Annotated in this window: 25 protein-coding genes; 10 read left to right on the forward strand and 15 right to left on the reverse strand. The window is 30.0% G+C overall.

Translation table 11 applies throughout. From position 1 onward, the window contains the following. Window positions 1–31 precede the first annotated feature (31 nt). Together BW723_RS13820 and BW723_RS13825 are read left to right on the forward strand one after the other, a co-directional pair. A complete protein-coding gene (locus tag BW723_RS13820) occupies window positions 32–1,318 on the forward strand; it encodes a leucine-rich repeat-containing protein kinase family protein (RefSeq protein ID WP_068359931.1) in 1,287 nt (428 codons plus the stop codon). A 38-nt stretch (window positions 1,319–1,356) separates the two neighbouring features. Beyond that, the gene (locus BW723_RS13825) at window positions 1,357–2,133 is read left to right on the forward strand and encodes a M90 family metallopeptidase (protein WP_068359929.1); all 777 of its coding nucleotides are present in this window, start codon (window positions 1,357–1,359) and stop codon (window positions 2,131–2,133) included. A 24-nt stretch (window positions 2,134–2,157) separates the two neighbouring features. Here BW723_RS13825 and BW723_RS13830 read toward each other — a convergent pair whose 3' ends face one another. Then, on the reverse strand, window positions 2,158–2,676 hold the full coding sequence (locus tag BW723_RS13830; protein ID WP_068359927.1) for a DUF6933 domain-containing protein: 519 nt from the start codon (window positions 2,674–2,676) through the stop codon (window positions 2,158–2,160). 192 nt (window positions 2,677–2,868) lie between these two features. Here BW723_RS13830 and BW723_RS13835 point away from each other — a divergent pair, with 192 nt between their 5' ends. Beyond that, window positions 2,869–4,728 carry a B12-binding domain-containing radical SAM protein gene (locus BW723_RS13835; protein ID WP_068359925.1) on the forward strand — a complete coding sequence of 620 codons (1,860 nt, stop codon included), beginning with the start codon at window positions 2,869–2,871 and terminating at the stop codon, window positions 4,726–4,728. A gap of 99 nt (window positions 4,729–4,827) precedes the next feature. On the opposite strand, the gene BW723_RS13840 is transcribed toward BW723_RS13835, so the two are convergent. The 4 genes from BW723_RS13840 to BW723_RS13855 are packed head-to-tail and all read right to left on the reverse strand — an operon-like array spanning window position 4,828 to window position 6,675. Then, complete coding sequence (locus BW723_RS13840) at window positions 4,828–5,097, reverse strand: hypothetical protein (RefSeq protein WP_139059099.1); 270 nt, start codon at window positions 5,095–5,097, stop codon at window positions 4,828–4,830. Window positions 5,098–5,153: 56 nt separating this feature from the next. Beyond that, a complete protein-coding gene (locus BW723_RS13845; protein WP_068359921.1) occupies window positions 5,154–5,537 on the reverse strand; it encodes a DUF3037 domain-containing protein in 384 nt (127 codons plus the stop codon). Then, window positions 5,527–6,306 (reverse strand): HipA family kinase, encoded by a 780-nt coding sequence (locus tag BW723_RS13850; protein ID WP_068359920.1) that lies wholly within the window; start codon window positions 6,304–6,306, stop codon window positions 5,527–5,529. The genes BW723_RS13845 and BW723_RS13850 overlap by 11 nt, the downstream gene beginning before the upstream one ends. Before the next feature lie 15 nt (window positions 6,307–6,321). Beyond that, window positions 6,322–6,675, reverse strand: a complete 354-nt coding sequence (locus tag BW723_RS13855; RefSeq protein ID WP_068359918.1) for a helix-turn-helix domain-containing protein — start codon at window positions 6,673–6,675, stop codon at window positions 6,322–6,324. A 343-nt stretch (window positions 6,676–7,018) separates the two neighbouring features. Between BW723_RS13855 and BW723_RS13860 the strand changes: the two genes are divergently transcribed. The 5 genes from BW723_RS13860 to BW723_RS13880 all read left to right on the forward strand — a co-directional run bounded on the left by BW723_RS13860 (window position 7,019) and on the right by BW723_RS13880 (window position 11,926). Further along, entirely contained in the window at window positions 7,019–8,077 is a 1,059-nt protein-coding gene (locus tag BW723_RS13860; protein ID WP_068359916.1) for a M14 family metallopeptidase, read from the forward strand. A 75-nt stretch (window positions 8,078–8,152) separates the two neighbouring features. Continuing rightward, the gene (locus tag BW723_RS13865; protein ID WP_068359914.1) at window positions 8,153–8,632 is read left to right on the forward strand and encodes an Lrp/AsnC family transcriptional regulator; all 480 of its coding nucleotides are present in this window, start codon (window positions 8,153–8,155) and stop codon (window positions 8,630–8,632) included. 103 nt (window positions 8,633–8,735) lie between these two features. Further along, entirely contained in the window at window positions 8,736–10,727 is a 1,992-nt protein-coding gene (locus BW723_RS13870) for an alpha-ketoacid dehydrogenase subunit alpha/beta (protein WP_068359912.1), read from the forward strand. A 12-nt stretch (window positions 10,728–10,739) separates the two neighbouring features. After that, window positions 10,740–11,747 (forward strand): NADP-dependent oxidoreductase, encoded by a 1,008-nt coding sequence (locus BW723_RS13875; RefSeq protein ID WP_068359910.1) that lies wholly within the window; start codon window positions 10,740–10,742, stop codon window positions 11,745–11,747. Further along, entirely contained in the window at window positions 11,744–11,926 is a 183-nt protein-coding gene (locus tag BW723_RS13880) for a CPXCG motif-containing cysteine-rich protein (RefSeq protein ID WP_068359908.1), read from the forward strand. Before BW723_RS13875 ends, BW723_RS13880 begins: the two co-directional genes overlap by 4 nt. Before the next feature lie 3 nt (window positions 11,927–11,929). Here BW723_RS13880 and BW723_RS13885 read toward each other — a convergent pair whose 3' ends face one another. Then, window positions 11,930–12,634 carry a pseudouridine synthase gene (locus BW723_RS13885; protein WP_068359906.1) on the reverse strand — a complete coding sequence of 235 codons (705 nt, stop codon included), beginning with the start codon at window positions 12,632–12,634 and terminating at the stop codon, window positions 11,930–11,932. A gap of 114 nt (window positions 12,635–12,748) precedes the next feature. Between BW723_RS13885 and BW723_RS13890 the strand changes: the two genes are divergently transcribed. Continuing rightward, window positions 12,749–13,288, forward strand: a complete 540-nt coding sequence (locus BW723_RS13890) for a DUF4251 domain-containing protein (RefSeq protein WP_083139721.1) — start codon at window positions 12,749–12,751, stop codon at window positions 13,286–13,288. 3 nt (window positions 13,289–13,291) lie between these two features. On the opposite strand, the gene BW723_RS13895 is transcribed toward BW723_RS13890, so the two are convergent. From BW723_RS13895 to BW723_RS13930, 8 genes are all read right to left on the reverse strand, one after another. Continuing rightward, window positions 13,292–14,497, reverse strand: coding sequence for a multidrug effflux MFS transporter (locus BW723_RS13895; RefSeq protein WP_068359902.1), 1,206 nt, complete (start codon window positions 14,495–14,497; stop codon window positions 13,292–13,294). 165 nt (window positions 14,498–14,662) lie between these two features. Continuing rightward, window positions 14,663–15,079: a DUF805 domain-containing protein gene (locus BW723_RS13900; RefSeq protein WP_068359900.1), complete on the reverse strand. Its 417-nt coding sequence runs from the start codon at window positions 15,077–15,079 to the stop codon at window positions 14,663–14,665. A gap of 2 nt (window positions 15,080–15,081) precedes the next feature. Beyond that, window positions 15,082–15,465 (reverse strand): DUF805 domain-containing protein, encoded by a 384-nt coding sequence (locus tag BW723_RS13905; RefSeq protein WP_068359898.1) that lies wholly within the window; start codon window positions 15,463–15,465, stop codon window positions 15,082–15,084. 26 nt (window positions 15,466–15,491) lie between these two features. Beyond that, on the reverse strand, window positions 15,492–16,826 hold the full coding sequence (locus BW723_RS13910; protein WP_175335404.1) for a DUF58 domain-containing protein: 1,335 nt from the start codon (window positions 16,824–16,826) through the stop codon (window positions 15,492–15,494). Window positions 16,827–17,124: 298 nt separating this feature from the next. Continuing rightward, the gene (locus BW723_RS13915) at window positions 17,125–18,150 is read right to left on the reverse strand and encodes an AAA family ATPase (protein WP_068359896.1); all 1,026 of its coding nucleotides are present in this window, start codon (window positions 18,148–18,150) and stop codon (window positions 17,125–17,127) included. A gap of 4 nt (window positions 18,151–18,154) precedes the next feature. Next, window positions 18,155–19,372: a hypothetical protein gene (locus BW723_RS13920; protein ID WP_068359894.1), complete on the reverse strand. Its 1,218-nt coding sequence runs from the start codon at window positions 19,370–19,372 to the stop codon at window positions 18,155–18,157. Continuing rightward, window positions 19,372–20,139, reverse strand: a complete 768-nt coding sequence (locus BW723_RS13925; RefSeq protein ID WP_068359892.1) for a DUF4129 domain-containing protein — start codon at window positions 20,137–20,139, stop codon at window positions 19,372–19,374. The genes BW723_RS13920 and BW723_RS13925 overlap by 1 nt, the downstream gene beginning before the upstream one ends. Continuing rightward, window positions 20,140–21,105 (reverse strand): stage II sporulation protein M, encoded by a 966-nt coding sequence (locus BW723_RS13930; RefSeq protein WP_068359890.1) that lies wholly within the window; start codon window positions 21,103–21,105, stop codon window positions 20,140–20,142. A gap of 21 nt (window positions 21,106–21,126) precedes the next feature. Between BW723_RS13930 and BW723_RS13935 the strand changes: the two genes are divergently transcribed. Next, window positions 21,127–21,939 (forward strand): RDD family protein, encoded by an 813-nt coding sequence (locus BW723_RS13935; RefSeq protein WP_068359888.1) that lies wholly within the window; start codon window positions 21,127–21,129, stop codon window positions 21,937–21,939. Between the two features lie 997 nt (window positions 21,940–22,936). On the opposite strand, the gene BW723_RS13940 is transcribed toward BW723_RS13935, so the two are convergent. Next, window positions 22,937–24,775 (reverse strand): hypothetical protein, encoded by a 1,839-nt coding sequence (locus BW723_RS13940; protein ID WP_068359886.1) that lies wholly within the window; start codon window positions 24,773–24,775, stop codon window positions 22,937–22,939. Between the last annotated feature and the right edge of the window lie 118 nt (window positions 24,776–24,893).

The following is a 24,893-nucleotide window of genomic DNA, read 5'->3' on the forward strand; positions in this document are numbered from 1 at the left end:
GGTTGTTTTATTTGATTTAAATTTGTCGAATATGATACATACTTTAAAGGATTTAAAAGCAGGTAAATTAAAGGGGCTAAAAAAGTTAAAATTAGCAGAAGGTTTAACCGATTTTCCAAAAGAAATCTATGATTTAGCTGATTCTTTAGAAATCTTAGATTTATCTGATAATCATTTATCTGAGTTACCAAACGATATTATTTTACTCAAAAAACTAAGAATTGTTTTCTTTGAAAACAATAAGTTTACAGAGTTTCCTAGTGTTTTAGCGCAATTGCCTTTATTAAGTATGATTGGTTTTAAATTCAATCAAATTCATACAATACCAGAAAATGCTTTTCCGCCTTTGTTAAGATGGTTGATTTTAACCAACAACCAAATTAAAAAACTACCCAAAAGTATTGGAGATTGTCAGTTTTTACAGAAATTTCCTGTTGCTGGTAATTTAATTGAAGAACTGCCTAAAGAAATGGCAAATTGCCATAATTTGGAATTATTAAGAATTTCATCAAACCAATTAAAAGTAATTCCTGATTGGTTGTTTACTTTACCAAAATTATCTTGGATTGCTTTTGGAGGAAATCCGATAACAAATTCTATAGAAGTTGAATCTACGATAAAATCTTATATTTGGAAAGATTTTAAAATCAAAGAATTGTTAGGACAAGGTGCTTCTGGAATGATCTCTAAAGCCAATTGGATTTCTGAAAATAAAGAAGTTGCAGTTAAAGTTTTTAAAGGTAGTGTTACCAGTGATGGATTGCCAGAAGACGAAATGAAAGCTTCTATAGCTGCAGGAACTCATCAAAATTTAATTCCGATTTTAGGAAAAATCACAGCACATCCAGAACAGAAAAACGGTTTGTTAATGGATTTAATTTCTTCGGATTTTATCAATCTAGGTAATCCACCAAATTTAGAAACTTGTACTAGAGATGTTTTTTCTGATAAAAATTTCACGCTCAATGAAGTTATCAAAATAGCTAAAAGTATGGCTTCTGTGTCTTTGCATTTGCACAATAAAGGAATTAATCACGGTGATTTATATGCGCATAATATTTTAATCAACCAGAATTCAGAAATTCTTTTTGGTGATTTTGGAGCAGCATCATTTTATGATAAAAATTCTCAAAATATTGAAAGGGTAGAAGTGAGAGCTTTTGGTTGCTTGTTAGAAGATTTATTAAATTTAGTTGATGAATCTGAAGTAGATAATGGTTTATATAATGAGCTAAAAAACTTAACAGCACTTTGTTTAGCTGCTGATGTTAAAAATCGCCCAATTTTCTCTGATATTTTAACTAAATTGGATAATTAGTTTTCATATAAATTCTTCTAAAATCAATTTTAAATTTAATGATTTATATAATTATTATTGCTATTCTTCTTGTTGTTTTATTTATAAGCTTAAAACCCAAGAAAAAAGTAAAAACACTTTTACTAGAAAATGTTGTAGTGCCTAATCATTGGCATCCAATTTTATTAGAAAACATTCTGTTTTATAAGAAGTTAACGCAAAATGAGCAACAACTTTTTAGAGCTAAAATGGTTCGTTTTCTAGAAACAACAAATATAGAAGCTATTCACTTTGAATTAGAAGAATTAGACTCTTTGTTAATCGCTGCAAGTGCTGTTATTCCTGTATTTAGATTCCCAAATTGGAATTATAATAACCTATCAACTGTTTTAATTTATCCAGATTATTTTAATGAAGATTTACAATTCAATAATAAATCAAAAGGCAGAAATATTGCAGGTTTAGTAGGTACAGGAAGATTCGAAAATCATATGATTTTATCAAGAAAAGCTTTGCATTTAGGTTTTAGCAATAAAACAGACAAAGGGAATACTGCAATTCACGAATTTATTCATTTAATAGACAAAGCTGATGGTGTTACAGACGGAATTCCGAAAGTCTTGTTAGATAAGCAATATACAATTCCGTATTTGCAATTGGTACACAGAAAAATGGAAGAAATTAATAATGATAAATCTGATATTAGAAATTATGGTGGCACTTCACAAATTGAGTTTTTAGCAGTTGCAGGAGAATACTTTTTTGAAAGACCTAAACTACTAAAAAGAAAACATCCTGAATTATATGAAATGCTTGAGAGTTGTTTTGTGGTGTAATTTTTGCTTTTTTTTCGTGATGAGTTAGCGTGTTTGTCTGGCTTTTTCTATTATTTCGTTCATTTTTTCTTTTGGGTTACTCCAATTCAGTTGCTTGAAAGGTGTTAAGTTTAATTTCTTTGTTAACTCTCGAATTACAGAAGAATTAAAAATCTTATATTCATATTTAAGGTAATCTATCTTTGAAATATTATAGTTGATAATTCCAGTCATTTTTTTATCGTTATCAGTCGAGTAGAATTTTAACTCACCAATATTGTCAACAATAAATTCTGCATCAGCTTTAATTTTTTCAAAATCTAATTGAGCGTAAAAATTTTCAAGAAACAATAAATGAATTTTATCTAATTCAGTTGTTGAAAACCTAGGAATTATAACAGAATATAAACTCTTTGAATTAACAAAAATCAAACACTTTTTTTTCGCAATATATAATACTGAAGCATTCCATTTTCCAAAAATATTATCAACAGCTAGAGTTTTATCTTCAATTCTTTTAATGATTAATTTTTCTAATTTTTTTGTTGTGAATATTTCTGTCATCAGTTTGTGTGTAGTGTTAATACGAATAATCAGTATTTTTATATTAGTATTAAGCTAATTTCGGGTTTATCCTTAACAAAATCAACTGTAAATTCCTTTTTTTATTCACAAAAAGTATTCTATAAAAACCAATTACATTTTTTTTATCTCAATTCATAAATCAGATAGTATCTTTGCACTTCACAATTTTATATGTCTGTAAACACACTTTTAATAACACCTCCATTTACACAATTAAATACTGCATATCCTGCAACTGCTTACATTAAAGGTTTTTTAGAATCTAAAAATGTAAAAACAACTCAAATGGATTTAAGTATTGAGTTGTTTACAGCAGTTTTTACCAAAGAATTTATAGATGCTGTTTTTAAACAAGCAGATTTGTTGGGTAATAAAGAGTTGCCTTTAGTGTACAATCAAAGAGAAGATTATATTAATAAAGTAGACACTGTAATGAATTATTTGCGTGTGCAAGAAGTTACAGCAGCTTATCAAATAGTACACAAAGACTTTCTACCTCAAGGACATAGACGTATAAAATTAGAGAAAGATTTATCTACCGAATTTGGAAAACTAGGTATTTTAGACAAAGCCAAACACATTGCAACACTGTTTATAGAAGAATTAGGCGATTTTATAAATACCAATATCGATGAGTTTTTCTCATTTACAAGATATGCAGAGCAATTGGGTAGAGCTGCTTCTAGTTTCGATCAAATTGATGAATATTTACAATACGAAACTACTTTGATAGAAGATGAAATGTTGTATTTATTAGAAGAACAAATCAAACAAGATAATTACGATTTGGTTTGTTTTACCATTCCTTTTCCTGGTAATTTATTTTCGGCTTTAAGATGTGCGCAATTTCTAAAACAAAATTATCCGAATATAAATATTGCATTTGGTGGTGGTTATTGCAACACAGAATTAAGACGTATTTCTGATACAAGAATTTTTAATTATATCGATTTTATCACTTTAGATGATGGAGAAGGACCATTATTAAGAATCACTGAATTTTTAAGTGATAAAATAGAAGAGGCTCAATTAGAAAGAACTTTTATCTGTAAAAATAACGAAGTTGTTTATGTTGATAAGCAGCCAAATACCATTTTTCATCATAAAAATTTGCCTGCACCAAGTTACGTAGGCTTACCAACAGCAAAGTATCTGTCTTTTTTAGATGTGATGAATCCAATGCACAGAATGTGGTCTGATGGAAAATGGAATAAACTCACCATTTCTCACGGATGTTATTGGAAACAATGTTCTTTTTGCGATGTAACTTTAGATTATATTGGTAATTATCAAAATACTACTGCAGATGATTTAGTAAATAAAATTGAGAAAATTATTGCAGAAACTGGTATAACTGGTTTTCATTTTGTTGATGAAGCTGCGCCTCCAAAAATGTTAAGAGCATTAGCAAATGCTTTAATTGAGCGTAAAATTTATATTACTTGGTGGACAAACATTCGCTTTGAAAAAACATTTACGCCAGAATTATGCGCTTTACTCTCAAAATCGGGCTGTATTGCTGTTACTGGTGGTTTAGAAGTAGCTTCAGACAGATTGTTAGCAAAAATGAAAAAAGGTGTAGATATTGCACAAGTTGCCAGAGTTACCAAAGCTTTTTCTGATGAAAATATTATGGTGCACGCGTATTTAATGTTTGGTTTCCCAACAGAAACCGCGCAAGAAACCATAGATTCTTTAGAAGTTGTTCGTCAATTGTTTCAGAATAATTGTATTCAGTCTGCTTTTTGGCATCAATTTGCTTGTACTAGCCATAGTCCTGTTGGTAAAAATCCAGATGAATTTGAAATCAAAATTACTGGGCCAAAATTTGAAGGTTTTGCAGAAAACGATTTATTTCACGAAGATCCAAAAGGAGCAGCGCATCATTTATATAGCCAAGGTTTAAATATTGCTTTAAACAATTACTTGAATTACAAGGGTTTTGAGATTCCTTTAGATGATTATTTTGATTTTAAAGTACCTCGTAAAACTGTAAAAAATGGTTTGATTGCAGGTTTTTTGAATAAATAATATAAAAAATGTTGTCAGTTCGAGTATAGTCGAGAACTTTACTTATCAAAACAATGGTTTTCAATTACCCTCAACCAGACAATTCAATATAATTATCTTCTAAAACTTAATTTTATTTCTTAAAATGAAGTAAAAAAGGAGTAAAACAAAAATAAATAAGCATATATCTAAAATTACAGTTTTAATACGTTGAGCTTTATATTTCTTTCTGATTTTATCTTTTAAAGTTTCCATTTCTTCCTTAGAAACCTCAGGAAACTCTATTTCTGTTTGGTTACCTTTTTTTAATTGGCTTTCTCTTCTTTTTTGAAGTTCATATTTTAAAGCCGCTTTTCTATTTTTAGCCGCTTCTTGTTTTTTGATTAACATTGTTAAAGAGCCCCAAGGATCCATATTATTAAAAATAAAATTTAGAACTATTCAATTTACAAAACAAACTCTTCAAAAATTGCGTTTAACTCTTTTTCAGGATCATTACATATTCCAGGATGTGTTTTAGAACTCTGAATAATAGTACTTCTACAAGCTGCAAGCCATCTAAAACGATCAGAAATTTCAAATTCGGCAATTTTTCCTCCTGCATGTTTTCCATCGCAAATTAATTTCCAAGCATTTAGGTAATCATTAATAAAATCAATTTCTAAATCTGGAGCTAAAGCCTTTAATTTATTAGGATTAATATGATATTTAATATCTAAAAATTTCTTTCTTTTCGAGAAAAGAATCACGCCTATATTAAAGAATTCTTCACGCTCAACTTTGGGTACAATTCTAATAATGGCATATTCAAAAGTAACTTTATCTTGCATCTTCAGCTTCTTTTACCAATTTATCAATCATTGTAAGTTTTGCACATAAAAACTGTTTGTAAGCAGTTCTCATTTCATCAGTGGTTAAAGTTTCACCTTCGTTAATTAACCAATCTTCAGGAATATTAGCAATAATTTCTGCAATTACATCATTATTAATCAATTGCTGAATTTCTTTAGAAGCTTCTTGTAATCGATTGGCTTTTGGTAACAGAACGTGGTCTTTAATCAAAGGAAAAGTTCTGGTTAAATGGTTTTCCCAAGTTTCCCAATTATGATGAAAATAAAAACTCGCTCCATTATCTATAATCCAAAGTTCATTATTCCAGTTTAATAGATTGGTATTTTTTGCAGTTCTATCAATATTGCTAATTAAACTATCTAAAATTACAACTTTAGAAGCTGTAAATTCATCAGCAACAGAAACCAAAGGATCGTAAGTAATTGCGCTGGATAAAAAATGTAAACCTAAATTAAGGCCAACACTAAATTTTAGTAAATCTTGAATTTCTTCATCAGGTTCAGTTTTGCTAAAAGAATCATCTAAATTCATAAAAACTAGCTCAGGTACATTTAAACCTATTGCTCTCGCCAATTCACCACCAATAAATTCAGAAATTAATGCTTTTTTTCCTTGACCTGCACCTCTAAATTTTAGAACGTATAAGAAATCGTCATCTGCTTTTACAATAGCAGGTAAAGATCCGCCTTCACGTAAAGGTTGTAAATACTGCACAACATTTACAGTTCTAATATCAATTGTTTTCATAAGTACTAAGGTAAATTATTTTCGATATTCATCAAATGTTCCATCAGAATAAAAAACAACAATTCTTTGAATCTTTTTTTCATCGTTTGTAGATGGATTTGAAAATAAAGTTGGAGTAGAAGTAACCTCTTTTTTTGCTGTTTTTTTAGGAAAAGAACCTTCGCCTTTTAACAACCAATCTATATCAACATCGTTAAATTCGGTTGTAATTTTTAAGATAAAATCTAAACTCGGTTTGTTTCTACCAGATAAAATATGAGAAATACTAGAACGTTGTACACCTATTTTATCAGCAAATAAAGACGCTGATAATTGATGGTAATCCATTATTTTTTTAATTCGAGTTGTAAATTCTAAACTGTTTAGCATTGTAAATAGTTGCTTTATTACAAATGTAAATCAATATAAAATAGCATCCAATTATTTTGTGTTTATTGTTTTGATTGGGATTTTATTTAATAAACTAAAACTTTAATTAAACTACATTAAATATTGATTACTATATAATTACGATTTTTTAAAAAATAATATTGATGTTATTTACATCTAGCTATTCTGTCTTTTTACTTGTGTTGATTTCTAGTTTACAGAAGTAACAATTTCTGTGGTTTGGTTAATTTACAATTGTAACATCATAACAATTTACATTTGTAAATATACAATTGTATACTAATTTACAATAGCCTAAATTTGTCTTTCTAAATAGAACTCTGTGAATATTTTATCACCCGAAATTTTAAAGTCCATTTTTAAAGCACAAAAAGAAACTGAACTTTTTGGCAAATGGATTACATTTAAAGACATTGAAAAATTATTAAAAAAACACCTTGCTGTTTTTAAGATTCATGAATTAGGATTTTCTGAACAAGAAAGACCAATTTATACCTTACAAATTGGTACTGGTAAAAAGAAGATTTTGTTGTGGTCGCAAATGCATGGAAACGAAAGTACAGGTACAAAAGCACTTTTTGATCTGTTTAATTATTTCTCTACTACTTCTGATGAGATTCTAGAAACCATATTAAAAGAGTGTACGTTATTATTTATTCCGATGTTAAATCCTGATGGAGCACAAGCATACACCAGAATAAATGCCAATGAAATTGATTTAAACAGAGATGCTGTAGATCGAATTGCAAAAGAAAGTAAGTTGTTAAGAAATACTTTAGAACAATTTAATCCGCAATTTTGTTTCAATTTACACGATCAAAGAACCATTTTCGGAGTAGAAGGTACTAAAAATCCGGCAACGATTTCATTTTTAGCACCATCAGAAGAAGAAACAAGAGCAATTACAGAAGGTAGAAAAGAAACTATGAATGTTATTGTTGCTATGAATTTGATGTTGCAACAGATGATTCCTAATTTTGTAGGTAGATATACAGATGAATTTTACCCAACAGCCACTGGAGACAACTTTCAAAAATTAGGTTACAATACAATTTTAATTGAATCTGGACATTACCCAGATGATTATCCAAGAGAAATTTCTAGAGAATATACTTTTTACTCAATTTTACAAGGAATTTATCACATCGCAATTTCTGATGAATTTTCTAGTTATTTACCTTATTTTGATATTCCGAATAATGCTAAAATATTTTATGATGTAATTCATAAATATACTGATAATGAGAATAATAAAGCCTATCAATACGTAGATAAAATAGTAGATAATAATTTAGTTTCTGAATTAAATGCTGTAGAAGAAAAGGATATACATGGTAAATTCGGACATAACGAAATCGTTTTCGAGGATAATATTGTTTAAGTATTTATCAAAATAGTACTTGTTTAGTTAAATTAAATTCATAAATTTGCTTTATAAATTGAATTATATATAAAAATGAAAAAATTTATCTTAGACGAAATTGATCATCAAATTTTAGATATTTTAATAGAAAATGCAAGAACACCTTTTACAGACATTGCAAAACAATTATTAGTATCTGCAGGTACAATTCACGTACGTGTTAAAAAAATGGAAGATGAAGGTATTATTCAAGGTTCTACCTTAACATTAAACTACGAGAAGATGGGCTATTCTTTTATTGCTCATGTAGGTGTTTACTTAGAAAAAACGTCTATGACTCAGAGTGTTATTGAAAACTTAAGAAAAATACCAAACGTAACTGTAGCTTATGTAACTGCTGGCAAATACAATATCTTTTGTAAAGTAAGAGCGAAAGGCACTAACGATGCAAAAGACATTATTTATCAAATTGATGATGTTCCTGGTGTAAACAGAACAGAAACAATGATTGCTTTAGAAGAAAGCATCAATGATAAAAAACGTATGATGCACGCAATTTTTGCTGAGTTATAAGAAATTACAACATTCATAAAAAAATCCTTATCACTAAAATGATAAGGATTTTTTTATGCAATAAAGTTATTTATATTTGTTAGGGTAGCTAAAAACAAATTTAATGCCTATAAATATTGATTATTCTTTAAATTCAAGCTTTAATGATGCTACTTTATTGCATTTATACAAATGTTTACTAAAACCTCGTTTCATTGAAGAAAAGATGCTTATTCTTTTGCGTCAAGGTAAAATATCGAAATGGTTTTCTGGTATTGGGCAAGAAGCAATTTCTATTGGTGTAACTCTAGCTTTAGAAAAAGACGAATATATTTTGCCAATGCACAGAAATTTAGGTGTTTTTACAACTAGAGGCATCCCTTTATATCGATTATTTTCTCAGTGGCAAGGAAAAGCAAACGGATTTACAAAAGGTAGAGATAGAAGTTTTCATTTTGGTACGCAAGAATACAATATTGTTGGTATGATTTCTCATTTAGGACCGCAATTGGGAGTTGCAGACGGAATTGCATTGGCCAACAAATTAAAAAATAACAATAAAATTTGTGCTGTTTTTACAGGTGAAGGAGGTACAAGTGAGGGCGATTTTCATGAGGCTTTAAATGTAGCTTCAGTTTGGAGTTTACCTGTTTTATTTTGTGTAGAAAATAATGGTTATGGCTTATCTACACCCAACTCAGAACAATTTAATTGTAATAATATTGCTGATAAAGGCATTGGTTATGGAATGGAAAGTCATATCATTGATGGCAATAATGTCTTAGAAGTTTATTCTAAAGTTAATGAACTTGCTAAAAGTGTTCGTAAAAATCCTAGACCAATTTTAATTGAATTCAAAACTTTTAGAATTCGTGGTCATGAAGAAGCGAGTGGTACTAAATATGTTCCTGAAGATGTTTTGGAGTTTTGGAGAGCAAAAGATCCAATTACTAATTTTGAAGCTTTTTTAAAAAATAAAGGAGTTTTATCTGCAATTATAGAACAACAATATAAAGAAGAAATTACTGCAGAAATTCATGAGCATTTGCAAATTGCTTTTAATGAAGAAAAAATAATTCCGAATTTAGAAACAGAACTAAAAGATGTTTTTAAACCTTTAGATTATCAAGAAATAAAACCATCATCAAACAAAAAAAATATTCGTTTTGTTGATGCAATTTCTGACGGATTAAAATTATCAATGGAAAATCACAAGGATTTGGTAATTATGGGTCAAGATGTTGCAGAATATGGTGGAGTTTTTAAAATTACTGATGGTTTTGTAGCAAAATTTGGTAAAGAACGCATTAGAAATACACCAATTTGTGAGTCAGTTATTATAAGTGCTGCCTATGGTTTGTCTGTAAATGGAGTAAAATCAATTGTAGAAATGCAGTTTGCAGATTTTGTTTCTTCTGGTTTTAATCCGATTGTAAATTTGTTAGCAAAATCGCATTATAGATGGTCTGAGAAAGCAGATATTGTAGTTAGAATGCCTTGTGGAGCAGGAGTAGGAGCTGGTCCTTTTCATAGTCAAACCAATGAAGCTTGGTTTACAAAAACACCAGGTTTAAAAGTGATTTATCCTGCATTTCCAGAAGATGCCAAAGGTTTATTAATTAGTGCTATAAATGATCCTAATCCTGTTTTGTTTTTTGAGCACAAAGCATTATATAGATCTGTTTATCAAGATGTTTCTGAAGATTATTTTACTACGGAAATTGGAAAAGCAAATCTTTTAAAAACCGGAATTCATCTTACAATTATCAGTTATGGAGCTGCAATTCATTGGGTTTTAGAAGCATTAGAAAATCTATCAAATATTTATGCTGATATTATTGATTTAAGAACTTTACAACCTTTAGATATTGATACAATTTTTACATCCGTTAGAAAAACAGGAAAAGCAATAATTGTACAAGAAGATTCTCTTTTTGGCGGAATTGCAAGTGAAATATCAGCATTGATTCAAGAGCATTGTTTCGAGTTTTTAGACGCACCTGTTCAACGTGTTGCAAGCATAGATACTCCAATTCCTTTTCAATCAGATTTGGAACAACAATATTTATCAAAAAATAAATTGAGAGAAAGAATACAATCTTTACATCAATATTAAAAAATTATACAAATGAAAAATAAACAAATTATATTTAAAAAACGTCCTGTAGGAGTCCCAGATTTAGATACTTGGCAATTAGAAAACAATGAAATTCCTGAATTAAAAGAAGGAGAAGTTTTAATACAGCAACATTATATTTCTTTAGACCCTGCAATGCGTGGTTGGATGAACGATTCTAAATCTTACATTCCTCCAGTTGCTATAGATGATGTTATGAGAGCTGGTTCTATTGGTACAATTATCAAAAATAATGGAAATGAGAACTTTGCTATTGGAGATGTAGTTTCTGGTTGGGGAGGCGTACAGCAATTTGTAAATACGAAAGGTGATAATTGGTATAAAGTTGATACAAATTTAGCGCCAATGCCTGTGTATATTGGTACTTTAGGTATGCCAGGAATGACAGCTTATTTTGGAATTACAGAAGTTGGTAAAATTAAAGAAGGAGATACAGTTTTAATTTCTGGAGCTGCAGGTGCTGTTGGTAGTATTGTTGGGCAAATTGCTAAAATTAAAGGCTGTACAGTAATTGGTATTGCTGGTGGAAAAGAAAAATGTGATTATCTAATAAACGAATTAGGCTTTGATAAAGCCATAGACTACAAATCTGAAAATATTTATACTGCTTTAAAAGAAAAGTGTTCTGATGGTGTAGATATTTATTTTGATAATGTTGGAGGTACAATTTTAGATGCTGCTTTAACAAAATTAAAAATGAATGCAAGAGTGGTTTTATGTGGTGCAATTTCGCAGTACAATAAGAAATCTAAAATTGAAGGACCAAGCAATTATCTATCATTATTATTTACAAGATCTACAATGCAAGGAATGGTTGTTATGGATTATGCTGCTAAATTTGGTGAAGCTGCCCAACAAATGGGAACTTGGATGCAAGAAGGTAAATTAAAATCGAAAGAAGATATTTACGATGGCATTGAAAATTTTCAAGAAACATACAATAGATTATTTTCTGGTGATAAAAAAGGGAAATTAATTTTAAAAGTAATAGAAGAATAGTGGAACATTTTTTTCAATGCCCTTATTGTTGGGAAGAAATTTCAATGCTATTAGATACTAGTGTTCAGCAACAAACCTACATAGAAGATTGTGAGGTTTGTTGCAACCCAATTGAAATAACACCAAGTTTTGATAATGACGAGTTGATTGCTTTTGATGCGCAATCTATAGAGCAGTAGCTTTTAATTTAAGGGATTTTTCCACTTAAACTCACTAAATAAAGCAAGCCAATCTTCTGGGAAATTTGCTTTTAGACTTTGTTTTTCTGATGTAAACGGATGTGTAAATTCTAATTTACCTGCGTGTAAAAACAAGTTTTTCCAACCAAAGTTATCAGCATACATGGTATCGTGATTTTTATCACCGTATTTTGCATCACCAATTAATGGGTGACTGATTTTGTTCATATGAACTCTTAATTGATGCATTCTCCCTGTTTTAGGCGATAATTGTACTAAACTATAACGTGAAGAATCATAAGGTTTTACTGGGATGTTTAAAGTGATGTTCGCTAAAGTTTTTAAGGCTGTTAAGGCATCTTTATGTACGTTGGCATCTCTACCTTTTACAGATGAATCTATTGTTTTTACATCCGGAGAAAAACCACGAACTACACCAAAATAGGTTTTTTGAATCTGGTTATTGGTAAACAATTCTTGAAATTTAGACACATATTCCTTTTCTTTTGCCAAGAGAATAATTCCTGATGTTTTACGATCTAATCGATGAATAGGGTATACTTTTAAATCCGTTTCATTTTTTATGATTTGCAGTAAAGAATCTTCATCAGCAACATTTCTAGAATGATAAGCGTGATGCACTAAAACGTTATTTGGTTTACTTACACAAAGTAAATAATCATCTTCAAAAATAATATCTAAACTCATTTTCTTATTTAAAAGGGTAAAAATACTATATTTTGTATTTAAATTTTTAAGATTATTTTAATAGGTATTCTAATTCTTTTTCAGTATATTTAAAACACTATATATCAGTTTAATATGAAGCCTAAGTTGTACGTTTTATTATTTTTTTTATCAATGTTATTTGTAGCTTGTAAAAGTACAGTTACATTGCTAGAGTTAGAAGCTTTACAAAAAATGGTTTCGAATAATCATTTTGAGTTTGTTGCCCATTCTGCAAATCCAATGCCAATGGCTAATGTTAGCGGTTTACAGAATTTATTACCTGTGGGTAGTAATATGGCAAATATTAATTTAATTGGTAATGACAATTATTTTAGCGTACGAAACGATTCTTTATTTTTTGAGTTACCTTATTATGGCGTAAGACAAATAGGAGGTGGTTATGGATCTGAAGTAGGATTAAAATTTAAAGGCATACCCGAAAAAACATCAACTATTTTTAATGCAAAGAAAAACCAGTATTCTTTAAAGTATATGGTAAAAACGAAAGATGAAAACCTAAATATTAATATGATCTTATTTGTAAATAACAAAGCTACTTTGAGTGTAAACAGCAGCCATAGAAGTAATATTAATTACAATGGTACATGGACAGCATTAGAGGATTCTAAATAGTATTTACTGTAAGGTTTTTCTCTTCGAAATTTCTAAATACTGAATTAAAATCAAAGAAATTGTACCACATACTAGAAAACCTAAAAATAGAGGTAGAGCAGAAGTACTTATATAACTACCAATAAATGTTGCGATAGGCACAGCCATAATTGTAGACACAAATCCGTTTAACGCAGCTCCAATTCCTGCAATATGTCCAATATTGTTCATTGCTAATGCTCTAGTATTCCCAAACAAAAACCCTAAAGAGAAAAACTGAAACCAGAAAAAGACAATTAAAATGTAAACACTTGGATTTGGTTCTCCATAAAATAATACTGTGTACATTAAAGGAATTATAGTAAAAACTAAGGCAAACACCTTTACTAACTTTAACATTCCGAATTTTACTACTAAAGTTCCGTTTAAGAAAGTAGAGAGTCCAATACCAAAAGCTAAACCCGCAAAAATAAAAGGAAACTCTTCTTTTAAGCCATACTGATTTTCAAAGATTTGTTGACTAGCACTTAAATAGACCATAAAAGAACCTGTAATAAAGCCAGAGAAAATAGTAAAAATAACAGCATCTTTTTCTTTTAAAAACGCTTTACTACCTTCTATAAACAACGTGAATTTAAACTTCTTTTTATTTTCTGGTTTTAAGGTTTCTGGTTGTCTTTTCCAGAACCAAATCATAAAAAAAGTACCCAATAATAACTGACTATAAAAAATGGCTTTCCAGCCATAAGCATCTAATAATATTTTACCAATAGCAGGCGCAACTACAGGAACTAGAATAAATAAAGCTACTACAAAAGACATTACTTTAGCCATATAATTACCACTAAAACGATCTCTAACCATAGCAATACTAATGGTTCTAGGAGCAGAAAGACCCATACCTTGTAGGATTCTTCCAAAAATCATCATTTCTAGACTTGTGGAGAAAATGCAAATTAAACTGGCCAAAGCAAAAATGATAAAACCTATATAGATTACGGGTTTTCTACCAAAACTATCTGATAAAGGCCCAGAAATAAGTTGACCAACACCTAAGCCTAAGAAAATCATTGTGATTAACAATTGGTTGTTATGCTGATCTACTACATTTAAAGAAGTGCTAATATTTTCTATTGCCGGCAATAGTGCATCTATAGACAATGCCACCAAAGACATTAAAGATGCCATGATAATAATAAACTCTAATTCTGATTTTTGCTTCATTGCCATAGCCGGCAAAAGTAATCTATAAATTTTACCCTAAATATTAAAAACTCTTAAACAAATGCAAAAAAGAAAACTCATTAAATTAAATAGCCTAAACATTAAAAAAGTTTAAAGCTTATTGAGTGCGTATGCCGTTTATACTTTTAGCTACTAATTCTCGTATATTTACTATTCTGTACCGATTTGATTGATTAAAGTATCATTACCAATACCTTTTGGGTTTTCGCCCCATTTGTTCACCCCATTATAACTTTCCATACAAGTAAAAATAAGTAATACAAATTTACCTATATAAGGTATTATTGTAATTAAATACCACCAACCACTTCTGTTGGTATCGTGTAAACGTCTTACAGTAACCGCTATTGTGGGTACTAAAGTTGCTAAAATGTATAAACCAATTATTGTTAAACCTAAATTACTTGGTTCTTCTGTACTGTCTAATCCGCCAGATATAAAAATTAACACAAAGGATAATACCCCCACAATTATGATGTGCATTAAATAGAACATCCAATATTCTTTACGTCTAGCTCTGCCTTTAAAATTTGCGTATTCTGATAATACTTTTAGATACCAATTCATAATTATTCTTTTCCTATTTGATTGATCATTAATTCGTGGCTATCGTGTTTAGGATTTTCTCCCCATTTGTTTGGTTCTTCATCACCATCTGTACAAAAAAGAATCAAGTTATAGATTGGTATTAACATATACCAACCACTTTTACCAACATCATGCATTCTTCTAGCACTTACAGCCAAAGAGGGTACTAATGTAGCAATACTGTAAATAGTCTCAAAATATCCATCTTCATTTAAAGGTCCATAAGTTGTACCTAATAGATTATCTAAAACCATCATTATAATTGAAATGATTGCATTAATTAATACAAACATCCAATATTCTTTTCGTCTTGCTCTGCCTTTAAAATCTGCGTATTGTTTTAATACTTTTACATACCAATTCATAGTTTTTATTTTTTTAATTCATAATTTTAAAATAGACCTCTAGATTTTAGCTCAAGATATTTGTTGATTGTATCTCCGGTTAAATCTTGTGGTTTGGTGAGTACAGACTGGATTCCGTACTTTTTTAATTCGTTTACAATGCGTTTCTTTTCGTACATGAACTTCTCTGCAATAATGCTGTCGTAAACACCTTGAATATCATCTGATTCTGCATCAATTAAAGCATCTAATTCTGTGTTTTTAAAGAAGACCACTAATACCAAATGGTTTTTAGCTAAGGCTCTTAAATAGGGGAGTTGTCTGTTTAAACCGTCTATGGTTTCGAAATTCGTAAACAGTATTAATAAACTTCTGTGTGTTATTTTTCTTTTTACTACGGAATATAATGTACTAAAATCAGGTTCATCGAAATTGGTTTTAATGTTGTGTAATGCTTCAGAAATTAAACTCATTTGCGAGTTTCTTCTTTCTGCAACTACCCAATCTTCTAGCTTTGTAGCAAAAGACAACATCCCTGCTTTATCTTGTTTTCTAAGGATGACATTGCTGATGGCTAAAGTTGCATTTACAGCATAATCTAAGAGGCTTAAACCGTTAAAAGTCATTTGCATGGCCCTACCTTTATCAATAATAGCATAGACCGATTGTGATCTTTCTTCTACAAATTGATTCACCATTAGTTGGTTTCTCTTGGCAGTCGCTTTCCAGTTTAAGGTTCTAATATCATCACCAGAAACATATTCTTTAATTTGTTCGAACTCTAAAGAATGCCCAATTCTTCTTACTTTTTTAGATCCGTAAGAAGTGGTGGAGCTGTTAAAGTTCTTAATATCAAACTCTTTTAATCTTAGGAAAGAAGGATAACATTTGAGTTCTTTTTCAGTGCCCAACACATATTTTTTAGTGGCTAGTTGTAAACCTGAGTTTGCAAACACATTGATATGCCCAAAAAGATAAACACCTCTTTCTTTGGGTGTTAATTTATAATGAATGGTTTTGTCTGCTTTCTTTTGGATGATTTGTGTAAAAATAAAATCCCTTTTTTGGAATTGATAAGGTAATTCTTCAATAAGCGATAAATGTGCCACAAAAGGATAATTGTTTTTAATGGATAAAGAGATCTTATTTTCATCGCCATTGGATAATCTTTCTGGTAAATAACGATCTACTTCGATTCCTTTTTTGGTTTGATAAAGGATTAGAATATCAATAAAAGTTAAGACAATTAATATGAAAAACAACACTTTAGCTATTTCGAAAACTATAGGCGCAAAGAAGCCTACTACAAATAATGTAGCTACTATAGCTAGTGCGTAGTAGAATCTGTTGTTTAAGAATAAAGTATTGAATAGATTTTTCAATGTTATTTGCAATTGTTTATTTAAAAATTTCTCGATACAATTCCGCAAAAAAGCGGAATCACTCGAAATGACATACCTAACGTTTATTATTTTATTTATCCTGTAAAATACAGGGATGCTATTTATTTGTTATTCAATTTCTCGATACAATTCCGCAAAAAAGCGGAATCACTCGAAATGACATACTTATCGTTTATTATTTTATTTATCCTGCACAATACAGGGGTGTTATTTATTTGTTATTCAATTTCTCGATACAATTCCGCAAAAAAGCGGAATCACTCGAAATGACATACTTCTATCTTGGTATTTCTACGGCTTCGATGATTTGTTCAATAATTTGTTTACTGGTTAAACCTTCCATTTCTCTTTCTGGAGTAACGATTACTCTGTGTTGTAAAACTGGAATGGTAGCCTTTTTAATATCTTCTGGTGTTACAAAGTCTCGACCTTCTATGGCTGCAAATGCTTTGGATGCTGATAAAATAGCTATACTTGCTCTTGGTGAAGCCCCTAAATATAAAAAAGAGTTGGTTCTTGTATTTACCACAATGTTGGCAATGTATTTTAACAAGTTTTCTTCTATCTTTATTTGGTTGACTAAACTTCTGTATTCTAGAATTTTACTACCCTCTATAATGGTTTCTATTTTGCCAATTTTAGTGGTATTCTCTAAGGCCTGTTCTCTCATTATGATTTCTAATTCCTCTTCTGCATTTGGGTATTCGATAATTACCTTAAACAAAAAACGATCTAATTGGGCTTCTGGTAATCTGTACGTACCTTCTTGTTCTATAGGGTTTTGGGTTGCTAATACTATAAAAGGCTCTTGCATTGTATAGGTAGTACCATCCATAGTAACTTGCTTTTCTTCCATAACCTCGAACATTGCAGCTTGAGTTTTGGCAGGCGCTCTGTTGATCTCATCAATTAAAACCATATTCGAGAAAATAGGGCCTTTTTTAAACTCAAATTCTGAGTTTTTTACATTAAAAACTGATGTTCCTAAGATATCCGAAGGCATTAAATCTGGTGTAAACTGTATTCTGCTAAAGCCTATATTTAAGGTTTTAGACAATAACTTTGCTGTAATGGTTTTGGCAACTCCAGGTACACCTTCTATTAAAACGTGGCCGTTTGCTAAGAGGGCCACTAAGAGTAAATCCATCATTTCTTTTTGCCCAACAATTACCTTTTGCAATTGCTTTTTTATTTGAAAAACACTCTCTTGTAATTCGGTTAAATCGATTCTACTTTCGAATGCTAAATTGTTTGTATTTTCTAAACCCTCATTTTCATTGGTAGGCACATTAGGTGTATCCATAAACTTATTTTTTAAAGAATTTTACAATCATTTTATGAAGTACAAGTAACTCTTCTTGAGTACATTCTGACTTCTTATTTAAAGTGATAATTGTGTTGATTAAATATTTTGTATTTCTAATTTCATTATCTGATTTTGCGGCTAAATCTCTAATAAAATTCTTGTTTAAATTGGTGGTATTCAGTAAGTATTTGGTTCTTACTTTTTCTAAGAAATAGGCAATCTTTTTATCGACTAAATTCTTATGATTTTGTTCTTTTAAGTATAAACTTGCAATGGTTTGTGTAAAGGCAACCGTTGTATTTTGCAAAGGATGAATTACTGGAATTGCGCGTTGTTTTCTTCTAAAGTTAAAAAGCATAAATAATATAACGCCTGCGAAGGTGATGCATAAAAACCAAGTTAAGGTTTTGTGCTGTAAAAAGAACTTAAATACAGATTCTTGATCATTGTCTCTGTTGTTAACGTATTTGCTCCATTTTATTTGAGGATCCCAAAAGACGGTATTGGAAGGCAAATAGGAGAGTAGGTGCTCTGCATAGACTTCTTTACCCTTTAATAGGTTGTAATTGGTAAAGACAATAGGATTGGCGTGAATGTATATAGCGCCTTTACCATGATAGATTTTTAAGAAGTTGGGTACTAATTCTCCGTCTATTTTTGCATTTCCTAATACAATGGTTTTGTTTTCGTTGTAGGTTACAAAATAATGTCTTTTTATGTTTCTATCGAAGGTAAAGGTTTGGTCTTTAAAGCTTTCATCAACTAAAGAGAATTCCCCTTTTAAAGCCTTTAAATCTGCGTTATCGTAAACATTTTTATCTAAATTGTTGGTGGTGATGCCCAATTGTGCCTCTAAATTTTCTGAAAAATAGTTTAAGGATAAAAAGGCATTATTACCATCGTGTACAAAAGATAACAAGTCTTTTACACCTTCTTCAGGCAGTTTGTTGGCATTGTTTTTAATACAGATATAGTTGCCAAAATCAGCTTTTGTGGTATCGTAGTTTAAAAATAGGTAATCGTAAAAGTTCTCTTTTAAAAGTACTATTTCTTGATTCGGGAACAGATTTTTAGCTTCATTATATATAATGTACGTGCCAAAAGGACTTTTTTCCTTTTCTCTGTAATTTTCTATCCAGTTCGTTTTATTACAACTTGTGAATAGTAGTAAAATAACTATGATACCCAATGGTATTTTTAGAGGAGTTTTTATGAGCATCAAACTATAGAATTTAAAAAAGATTGATACTTGTTTTGGGCTTTTTCGAAGCTATTTTCATCTACAGGGAATTCGCCATACCACACATAAGCATATACATAAGACAGGTAAGAGAAATCGGTTCTGGTTTGGGTATTTTCTATTTCGAAAAGGTATTCTGAGTTGGTTTTATCCTTATGGTAATCAATAATTTGCTTGTTAGATAGGCCTTTTAGCGTTGTTAAGTAATAATATCTTATGGCAAGTCTAAAATCTTTGTTGGCAATGGCTTGTTGCAATAGAGCTTCTAAATTGAGCTCGTGAATGTCTTCGTCTTCATAAATGAGTTTATCCGAAGAAGTTTTTGCTTTATTTGTTGGTTTCCAGAAACGAGCATCGAAACCTAAAACGGACTTTAAAATTACGAATATTACAAATCCGCCTAAAAGAAAAGGGAAAATAGCCGACATGAAAAAGGAAAAGAACCCTAAAAAGGCACTACTAGAATTACTGTCTGTATCCGTTTCTAGTTCTTTCTTTTTCGTTTTATCTTCTTTATATATAAAATCTTCGTCGTTATATTTTTCTTTGAGGTTTGTGTTAAAATCCCTTTCTGTACTGATCTTGGTGGTTTTGTTGTATACGATGGTATCTTTCTGAACCGTAAGTGTATCTTGTATGATGGCATTGATATCACCATTTACAAGAACAGTATCCGCAGCCGAATTTACTTGCGCTTGTGTAAGAAATGCACACCAAAAAAGGAGGGAAGCCAGTACTCTTTTCATTTACCTTAAACTGTGTTTACGTGCCACTTTAAAAGGCAAAATCAAATAATAATAACTGATACTTACCAAGCTGAACCCAATAATTAAAAAACAAAATACAGTTGGCATTTTGTTGGAATAACGCGTTACATATCCCTCTAAAAAAGCCGCGATTATGGTAAATGGAATGGTACTAATAAAAATGTAAAACGCATCTCTAATTCCGTTTTTAAACGACTCAAAACGCTTTAAGGTACCAGGAAATAAGATGCTTGCCCCAATAATATAGCCAGCTGCAGCTTCTATAATAATACCGAAGATTTCGTAAGTACCATGAATCCAGATTCCTTTTAAGCTATCGAACAAACTATTGTATTGATAGAAGAACGCCTGAAAAACAGCCACCATAATAGCGTTCTTTACCACGTAAAAAGCGGTGCCAATGCCCAAGAAAATTCCGGATAAAAACATATATAAACCCACTCTTTGGTTGTTGTCGTAAATGCCAATAAAGGTTCCCCAATTGCTGCCCCCTTTGTAAATTGCCATTGCATCGCCACTTTCTATATTTTCTATAGTAATATCTACATAATTATCGCCAAGAATTTGTCTTGCAAAAGTTTCATCATTAAAAGTAGAGAGTAAGCCAACAAAAAAGCAGACAAAAAACACGATAAAGGATAAGTAAAAGTATTTTCGGTATTTGTAGCAGAGTAGTGGTACTTTGTCTAAAAAGAAGTATATAAACGGGTTTTTATCGGTTCTTTTGGCATCGTACACGTGGTTAAAACTCGATTTTGCTAACTTATTTAAATATACAGTAACCTTACTTTTAGGGTAATAGGTTTGTGCATATACCAAATCGTTCATGATTTTAATATGCAAGTTGGCAATGTCATCAGGACTTTTTTTATCTTTATTTTGAAATCCTTGTTCAAATTCAAGCCATTTTTCTTTATTTTGCTTTATAAAAGCGACCTCTCTCATTAGAGCGAATTTAATCATTGCATGAAAACACTCCAAATAAAAACCGCACAAAATGTAAATATAAAATTTACGGCAGCTAATGTATTTCAGCGTCTTTTGGCTTTTTCTGTAGACAACGTTATAAAGTTTGCCTACTTTTATTTTGCGGCTAAATTGTTTGATTTTAACCTTATCGATGATACTTTTAGGGGTGATGGTTGGACGATTAAAGCTATGGAAGTGCTTTTTTTATTGCCGATAACGTTTTATACCCTGTATTCTGAGATTTTAATGGATGGGCAAACCCTTGGTAAACGTTTGTTAAAGATTAAAGTGATTAATATTGACGGTTTTAAACCAAGTATTACCGATTACATTATTCGCTGGTTTTTACGTATTGTAGACTTTAATTTGTTTATTTTGTTGTTTATCTATGCAGCATCTTTGGGTTTAGGAGACCAGGCTGGTTTATTGGTTAGTTTGTTCTTTTTTGGTAAACTCGTTGGTTTTCTTTTGATTTTATTTACCAAAAACAGTCAGCGGTTTGGAGATATTATTGCCAATACGATTGTTATTTATTTGAAAGATGATGTGGCATTTTCTGAAACCATTTTAGAGAATATTAAAGCCAATTATGTACCTACATATGCGAATGTTATTAAACTTTCTGATAATGATGCACGTATTATTAAAGAGACTTACAAAACGGCGATTAAAACGAACGATTTTAAAACCTTAATAAAATTGCGTTCTAAAATCTTAGAGGTTACTGATATTAAATCTGTACATAAAAGTGATAGCGAATTTATTGATACGATTTTAAAGGATTACAATTACTATACACAAAATATGTAAATCATTTTATAGTTGATGATTGCACAGTAGGTGTTGGTACAGAAATATTCTATTTTACATAATATAAATTATAAGACATATTGTATTTGTTTTAAGTAGTGGTTTATTTAACTTTATTTGGGTTTATTATATGGTATATTGTTTTTAGTTTGATTCTACCCATTATTACCCTAAAAATTGGTGTGAATTCTATGCTATAATTTGTATAAATCTGTTTTTGAAATTATCTATAAATATCCTCCGATTTATTGGCTTAAATTCTGAACTAAAAAATGGCTGAAAATTGGGTCAATTTTGGGTTAAATTAGAGCTATTTTTTTGTGTTTTTTTACTCTTTTTTGGGTGTTTTTTTGAGGTGGCTTACTATGGCTTTGATATGACGTTCCTATGACGTTGCTATGACGTTGCTATGGAGTAACTATGGGGAACTTTTTTGGATGTTTAAGAATTATGCGAAATTTTATGGTTTTTGGGGTATAAAATTGCAGATTTTGGGTTTGTTTTTTGGGGGTTAATTTTGGTGTTTTTGAGGCTCTTTTTTGCCTTTTTTTTTTTTTTTCTGTGGGTTTTGTTTGGGGTGTTTGGTGTTCTGAGTCCTGAGTTTCTGAGTTACAAAGTTGCAGAGTTTCAAAGCTGCAGAGTTACAAAGTTTCTGAGTTAAAAAGTTTTGAGTTTAAAATTTTAAGTTTTGGGTTCAAAGTTTAACTCTTTTCTTTTTTCGATTGATAACCCTTCGACTGGGCTCAGGATTAAGAAATACTGAAATGAGTTGAGCATAGGATTTATCTGATCTAGATTTAGCACTTCCCTACCCAAATTACTTAGAAATAAAGTATATTTTGGTGATTATTTAGGGTTTTTGGAACGGTTTTGTGTATGATTAGTGGCGTGTTTCAAGCAACTAATTTAGTAAATAATTACCGACCAAGAAAGTCCGCGAGGACTTTCGCAAGCAGGCAAGAAGCCAGCAATAAATTATATAAGGTGTTAGGCATAGTTATTTTTTCGTTTTCTCTAAATGTTCACAAATTTCCTCTAATGTTCTTAATAATTCCTCTATTAAAAATTTTTGAGGTTGTATTTTTAAACTTTTTGATTTTTCTGTCAGTCTATTTTTTAAATCATCTAAAATTTCAAAATCGTCAAAAAGAAACTCCCCAATATTAACAGATTTATATCTATCTTTAAGAACTTCATTTAAATTAAATAATTGCTTATTAGTTGTTTCTGTTATTGCTGAACAAAGCTCAATCTTATCTATGTTGTTGAAAATTTTATCAGATAGATTATACTTGGCAAAAAAATCGGTTAAAGCAGTTTCGTCTTTTTCCTTTAGAATTATAATTAATTTGTTTGCCTCTTTAATGTCAAATTCCTTCTTAATTTCGTTATGAATGTTTTTTACCTTTTCTTTTAATTTTGTAATTCTCGCGTCTGCGTCTCCAAAATGCATTAAATTACTAATTCGTGTTTCGTTAATTTCTTTTCTTAATTTTGCTTTGTTAAGACCTTCCTCAATATTCGCATCAATTTCTTTAATGGAAATATCAAATAGATTATTTTCAGAGAAAAAATAAAAGAAATTCCCGATTTGAATGTAATCGTAAATTGAATACTTTCCTTCTTTAGAATACTTTAATACTTTGTTAGGTAATTTATCAAAATCTTCATTTGATAATTCACGAAAATGGTAACTTAATAGTTCTCTAAAACTTTTTATTTCATCACTAATAATTTCTGGCGAACGCTTTTCTATTTCTTCTTTTAGCTTATTTTCGTCTAAATATCCCGTAAGTATAAATGTGAAAATCGAAGAATAAAAGAAGTATTCATTAATTCGTTCAGTCAGATAAGTATCGTAAAATATTCTTGCAAACGATTTTTCAGGTTCTTCTTTTTTATCTTGGATTAAAGGTTTACCAACATTACTGTTCAGATTAAACAAATGAGGAAAATGCTTATCAATATGATTTATTCCTTTAGCATCATTGTACTCATTTGATTTTAATTTACCTAACTTAAATTCAATGGCAACCAATGCAGAAAATAATATGATTTCACGACTAAATTGTACGTTAATATCTTTAATAATCGGATGAAGTGTTTCTAATATTCTAAAATAAAAAGAAGTAATTCTTAAATTATTTTGATTAGAATCAATAAATATATTAGAAATTAATTCTTTATTTTGGTTTAGGAAATTGTAAAACACAATCTTTTCTTCTTTGTAATTATCGATTAACAAAGAAATAGATTCCTTTATGTCTAATTCAAAATTAAGTATTCTTCCAATTACTTTTTCCTTTATATTATCATAACCTTCTTGTGAGTTATCAATATTACCTTCATCTGCAAAAATTATTGTTTTAAGAAATTTATGTTCCGTGTAATTATTTATAAAACCTAATGTTTCTTTTATAGGTATTTGACATCTTTCTAAATCATCAAAACATATAACGTATTTATCAAAATCGAATGAATCTAAACCTACACCTTTGAATAAATCATTAAAATCTGATTTTGTAAAAAATTTGCTAATCGCATTTGCTGAATTACCTATAAGTTTTGTTAAGTTCTTTATGTATTTGTTTTTAGAATCTCCAATGAAAGGAATTAGTTTATAAAAAAGAGTTCGTTCCAATACTTCAGTACTACTAATTCCATTTAATGTTATATAAATCGCTTTATATCCATTATCTTTAGCAGTTTCTGTTAATTCATTTTTCCAATAATATGTTTTTCCACTTCCCCAAGTTCCATTTATTAAAATCGCATATTGTGTTTTAGGTTCGATAAGATAATTAATAAAAATAGTTTTGAGATGTTCAGTCTTCATAGTTGGTTTTGGGTGTCCTTTTAATTATGCCTAACGGTTATGTATAAGATTAGTTGCATGGTTTAAGCACTAAAGCTAGCAAATATATTACAGATAGAAAAACCGCGAGGACTTTCGT

It is taken from the genome of Polaribacter reichenbachii, from assembly GCF_001975665.1.
In the GTDB taxonomy this organism is placed as follows: domain Bacteria; phylum Bacteroidota; class Bacteroidia; order Flavobacteriales; family Flavobacteriaceae; genus Polaribacter; species Polaribacter reichenbachii.

Coding starts and splice junctions, on each gene's coding strand:
- BW723_RS13820 (WP_068359931.1), top strand. CDS start 32: ATGATACATACTTTAAAGGATTTAAAAGCAGGTAAATTAAAGGGGCTA.
- BW723_RS13825 (WP_068359929.1), top strand. CDS start 1,357: ATGATTTATATAATTATTATTGCTATTCTTCTTGTTGTTTTATTTATA.
- BW723_RS13830 (WP_068359927.1), bottom strand. CDS start 2,676: ATGACAGAAATATTCACAACAAAAAAATTAGAAAAATTAATCATTAAA.
- BW723_RS13835 (WP_068359925.1), top strand. CDS start 2,869: ATGTCTGTAAACACACTTTTAATAACACCTCCATTTACACAATTAAAT.
- BW723_RS13840 (WP_139059099.1), bottom strand. CDS start 5,097: ATGTTAATCAAAAAACAAGAAGCGGCTAAAAATAGAAAAGCGGCTTTA.
- BW723_RS13845 (WP_068359921.1), bottom strand. CDS start 5,537: ATGCAAGATAAAGTTACTTTTGAATATGCCATTATTAGAATTGTACCC.
- BW723_RS13850 (WP_068359920.1), bottom strand. CDS start 6,306: ATGAAAACAATTGATATTAGAACTGTAAATGTTGTGCAGTATTTACAA.
- BW723_RS13855 (WP_068359918.1), bottom strand. CDS start 6,675: ATGCTAAACAGTTTAGAATTTACAACTCGAATTAAAAAAATAATGGAT.
- BW723_RS13865 (WP_068359914.1), top strand. CDS start 8,153: ATGAAAAAATTTATCTTAGACGAAATTGATCATCAAATTTTAGATATT.
- BW723_RS13870 (WP_068359912.1), top strand. CDS start 8,736: ATGCCTATAAATATTGATTATTCTTTAAATTCAAGCTTTAATGATGCT.
- BW723_RS13875 (WP_068359910.1), top strand. CDS start 10,740: ATGAAAAATAAACAAATTATATTTAAAAAACGTCCTGTAGGAGTCCCA.
- BW723_RS13885 (WP_068359906.1), bottom strand. CDS start 12,634: ATGAGTTTAGATATTATTTTTGAAGATGATTATTTACTTTGTGTAAGT.
- BW723_RS13890 (WP_083139721.1), top strand. CDS start 12,749: ATGAAGCCTAAGTTGTACGTTTTATTATTTTTTTTATCAATGTTATTT.
- BW723_RS13895 (WP_068359902.1), bottom strand. CDS start 14,497: ATGGCAATGAAGCAAAAATCAGAATTAGAGTTTATTATTATCATGGCA.
- BW723_RS13900 (WP_068359900.1), bottom strand. CDS start 15,079: ATGAATTGGTATCTAAAAGTATTATCAGAATACGCAAATTTTAAAGGC.
- BW723_RS13905 (WP_068359898.1), bottom strand. CDS start 15,465: ATGAATTGGTATGTAAAAGTATTAAAACAATACGCAGATTTTAAAGGC.
- BW723_RS13915 (WP_068359896.1), bottom strand. CDS start 18,150: ATGGATACACCTAATGTGCCTACCAATGAAAATGAGGGTTTAGAAAAT.
- BW723_RS13920 (WP_068359894.1), bottom strand. CDS start 19,372: ATGCTCATAAAAACTCCTCTAAAAATACCATTGGGTATCATAGTTATT.
- BW723_RS13925 (WP_068359892.1), bottom strand. CDS start 20,139: ATGAAAAGAGTACTGGCTTCCCTCCTTTTTTGGTGTGCATTTCTTACA.
- BW723_RS13930 (WP_068359890.1), bottom strand. CDS start 21,105: ATGAGAGAGGTCGCTTTTATAAAGCAAAATAAAGAAAAATGGCTTGAA.
- BW723_RS13935 (WP_068359888.1), top strand. CDS start 21,127: ATGAAAACACTCCAAATAAAAACCGCACAAAATGTAAATATAAAATTT.
- BW723_RS13940 (WP_068359886.1), bottom strand. CDS start 24,775: ATGAAGACTGAACATCTCAAAACTATTTTTATTAATTATCTTATCGAA.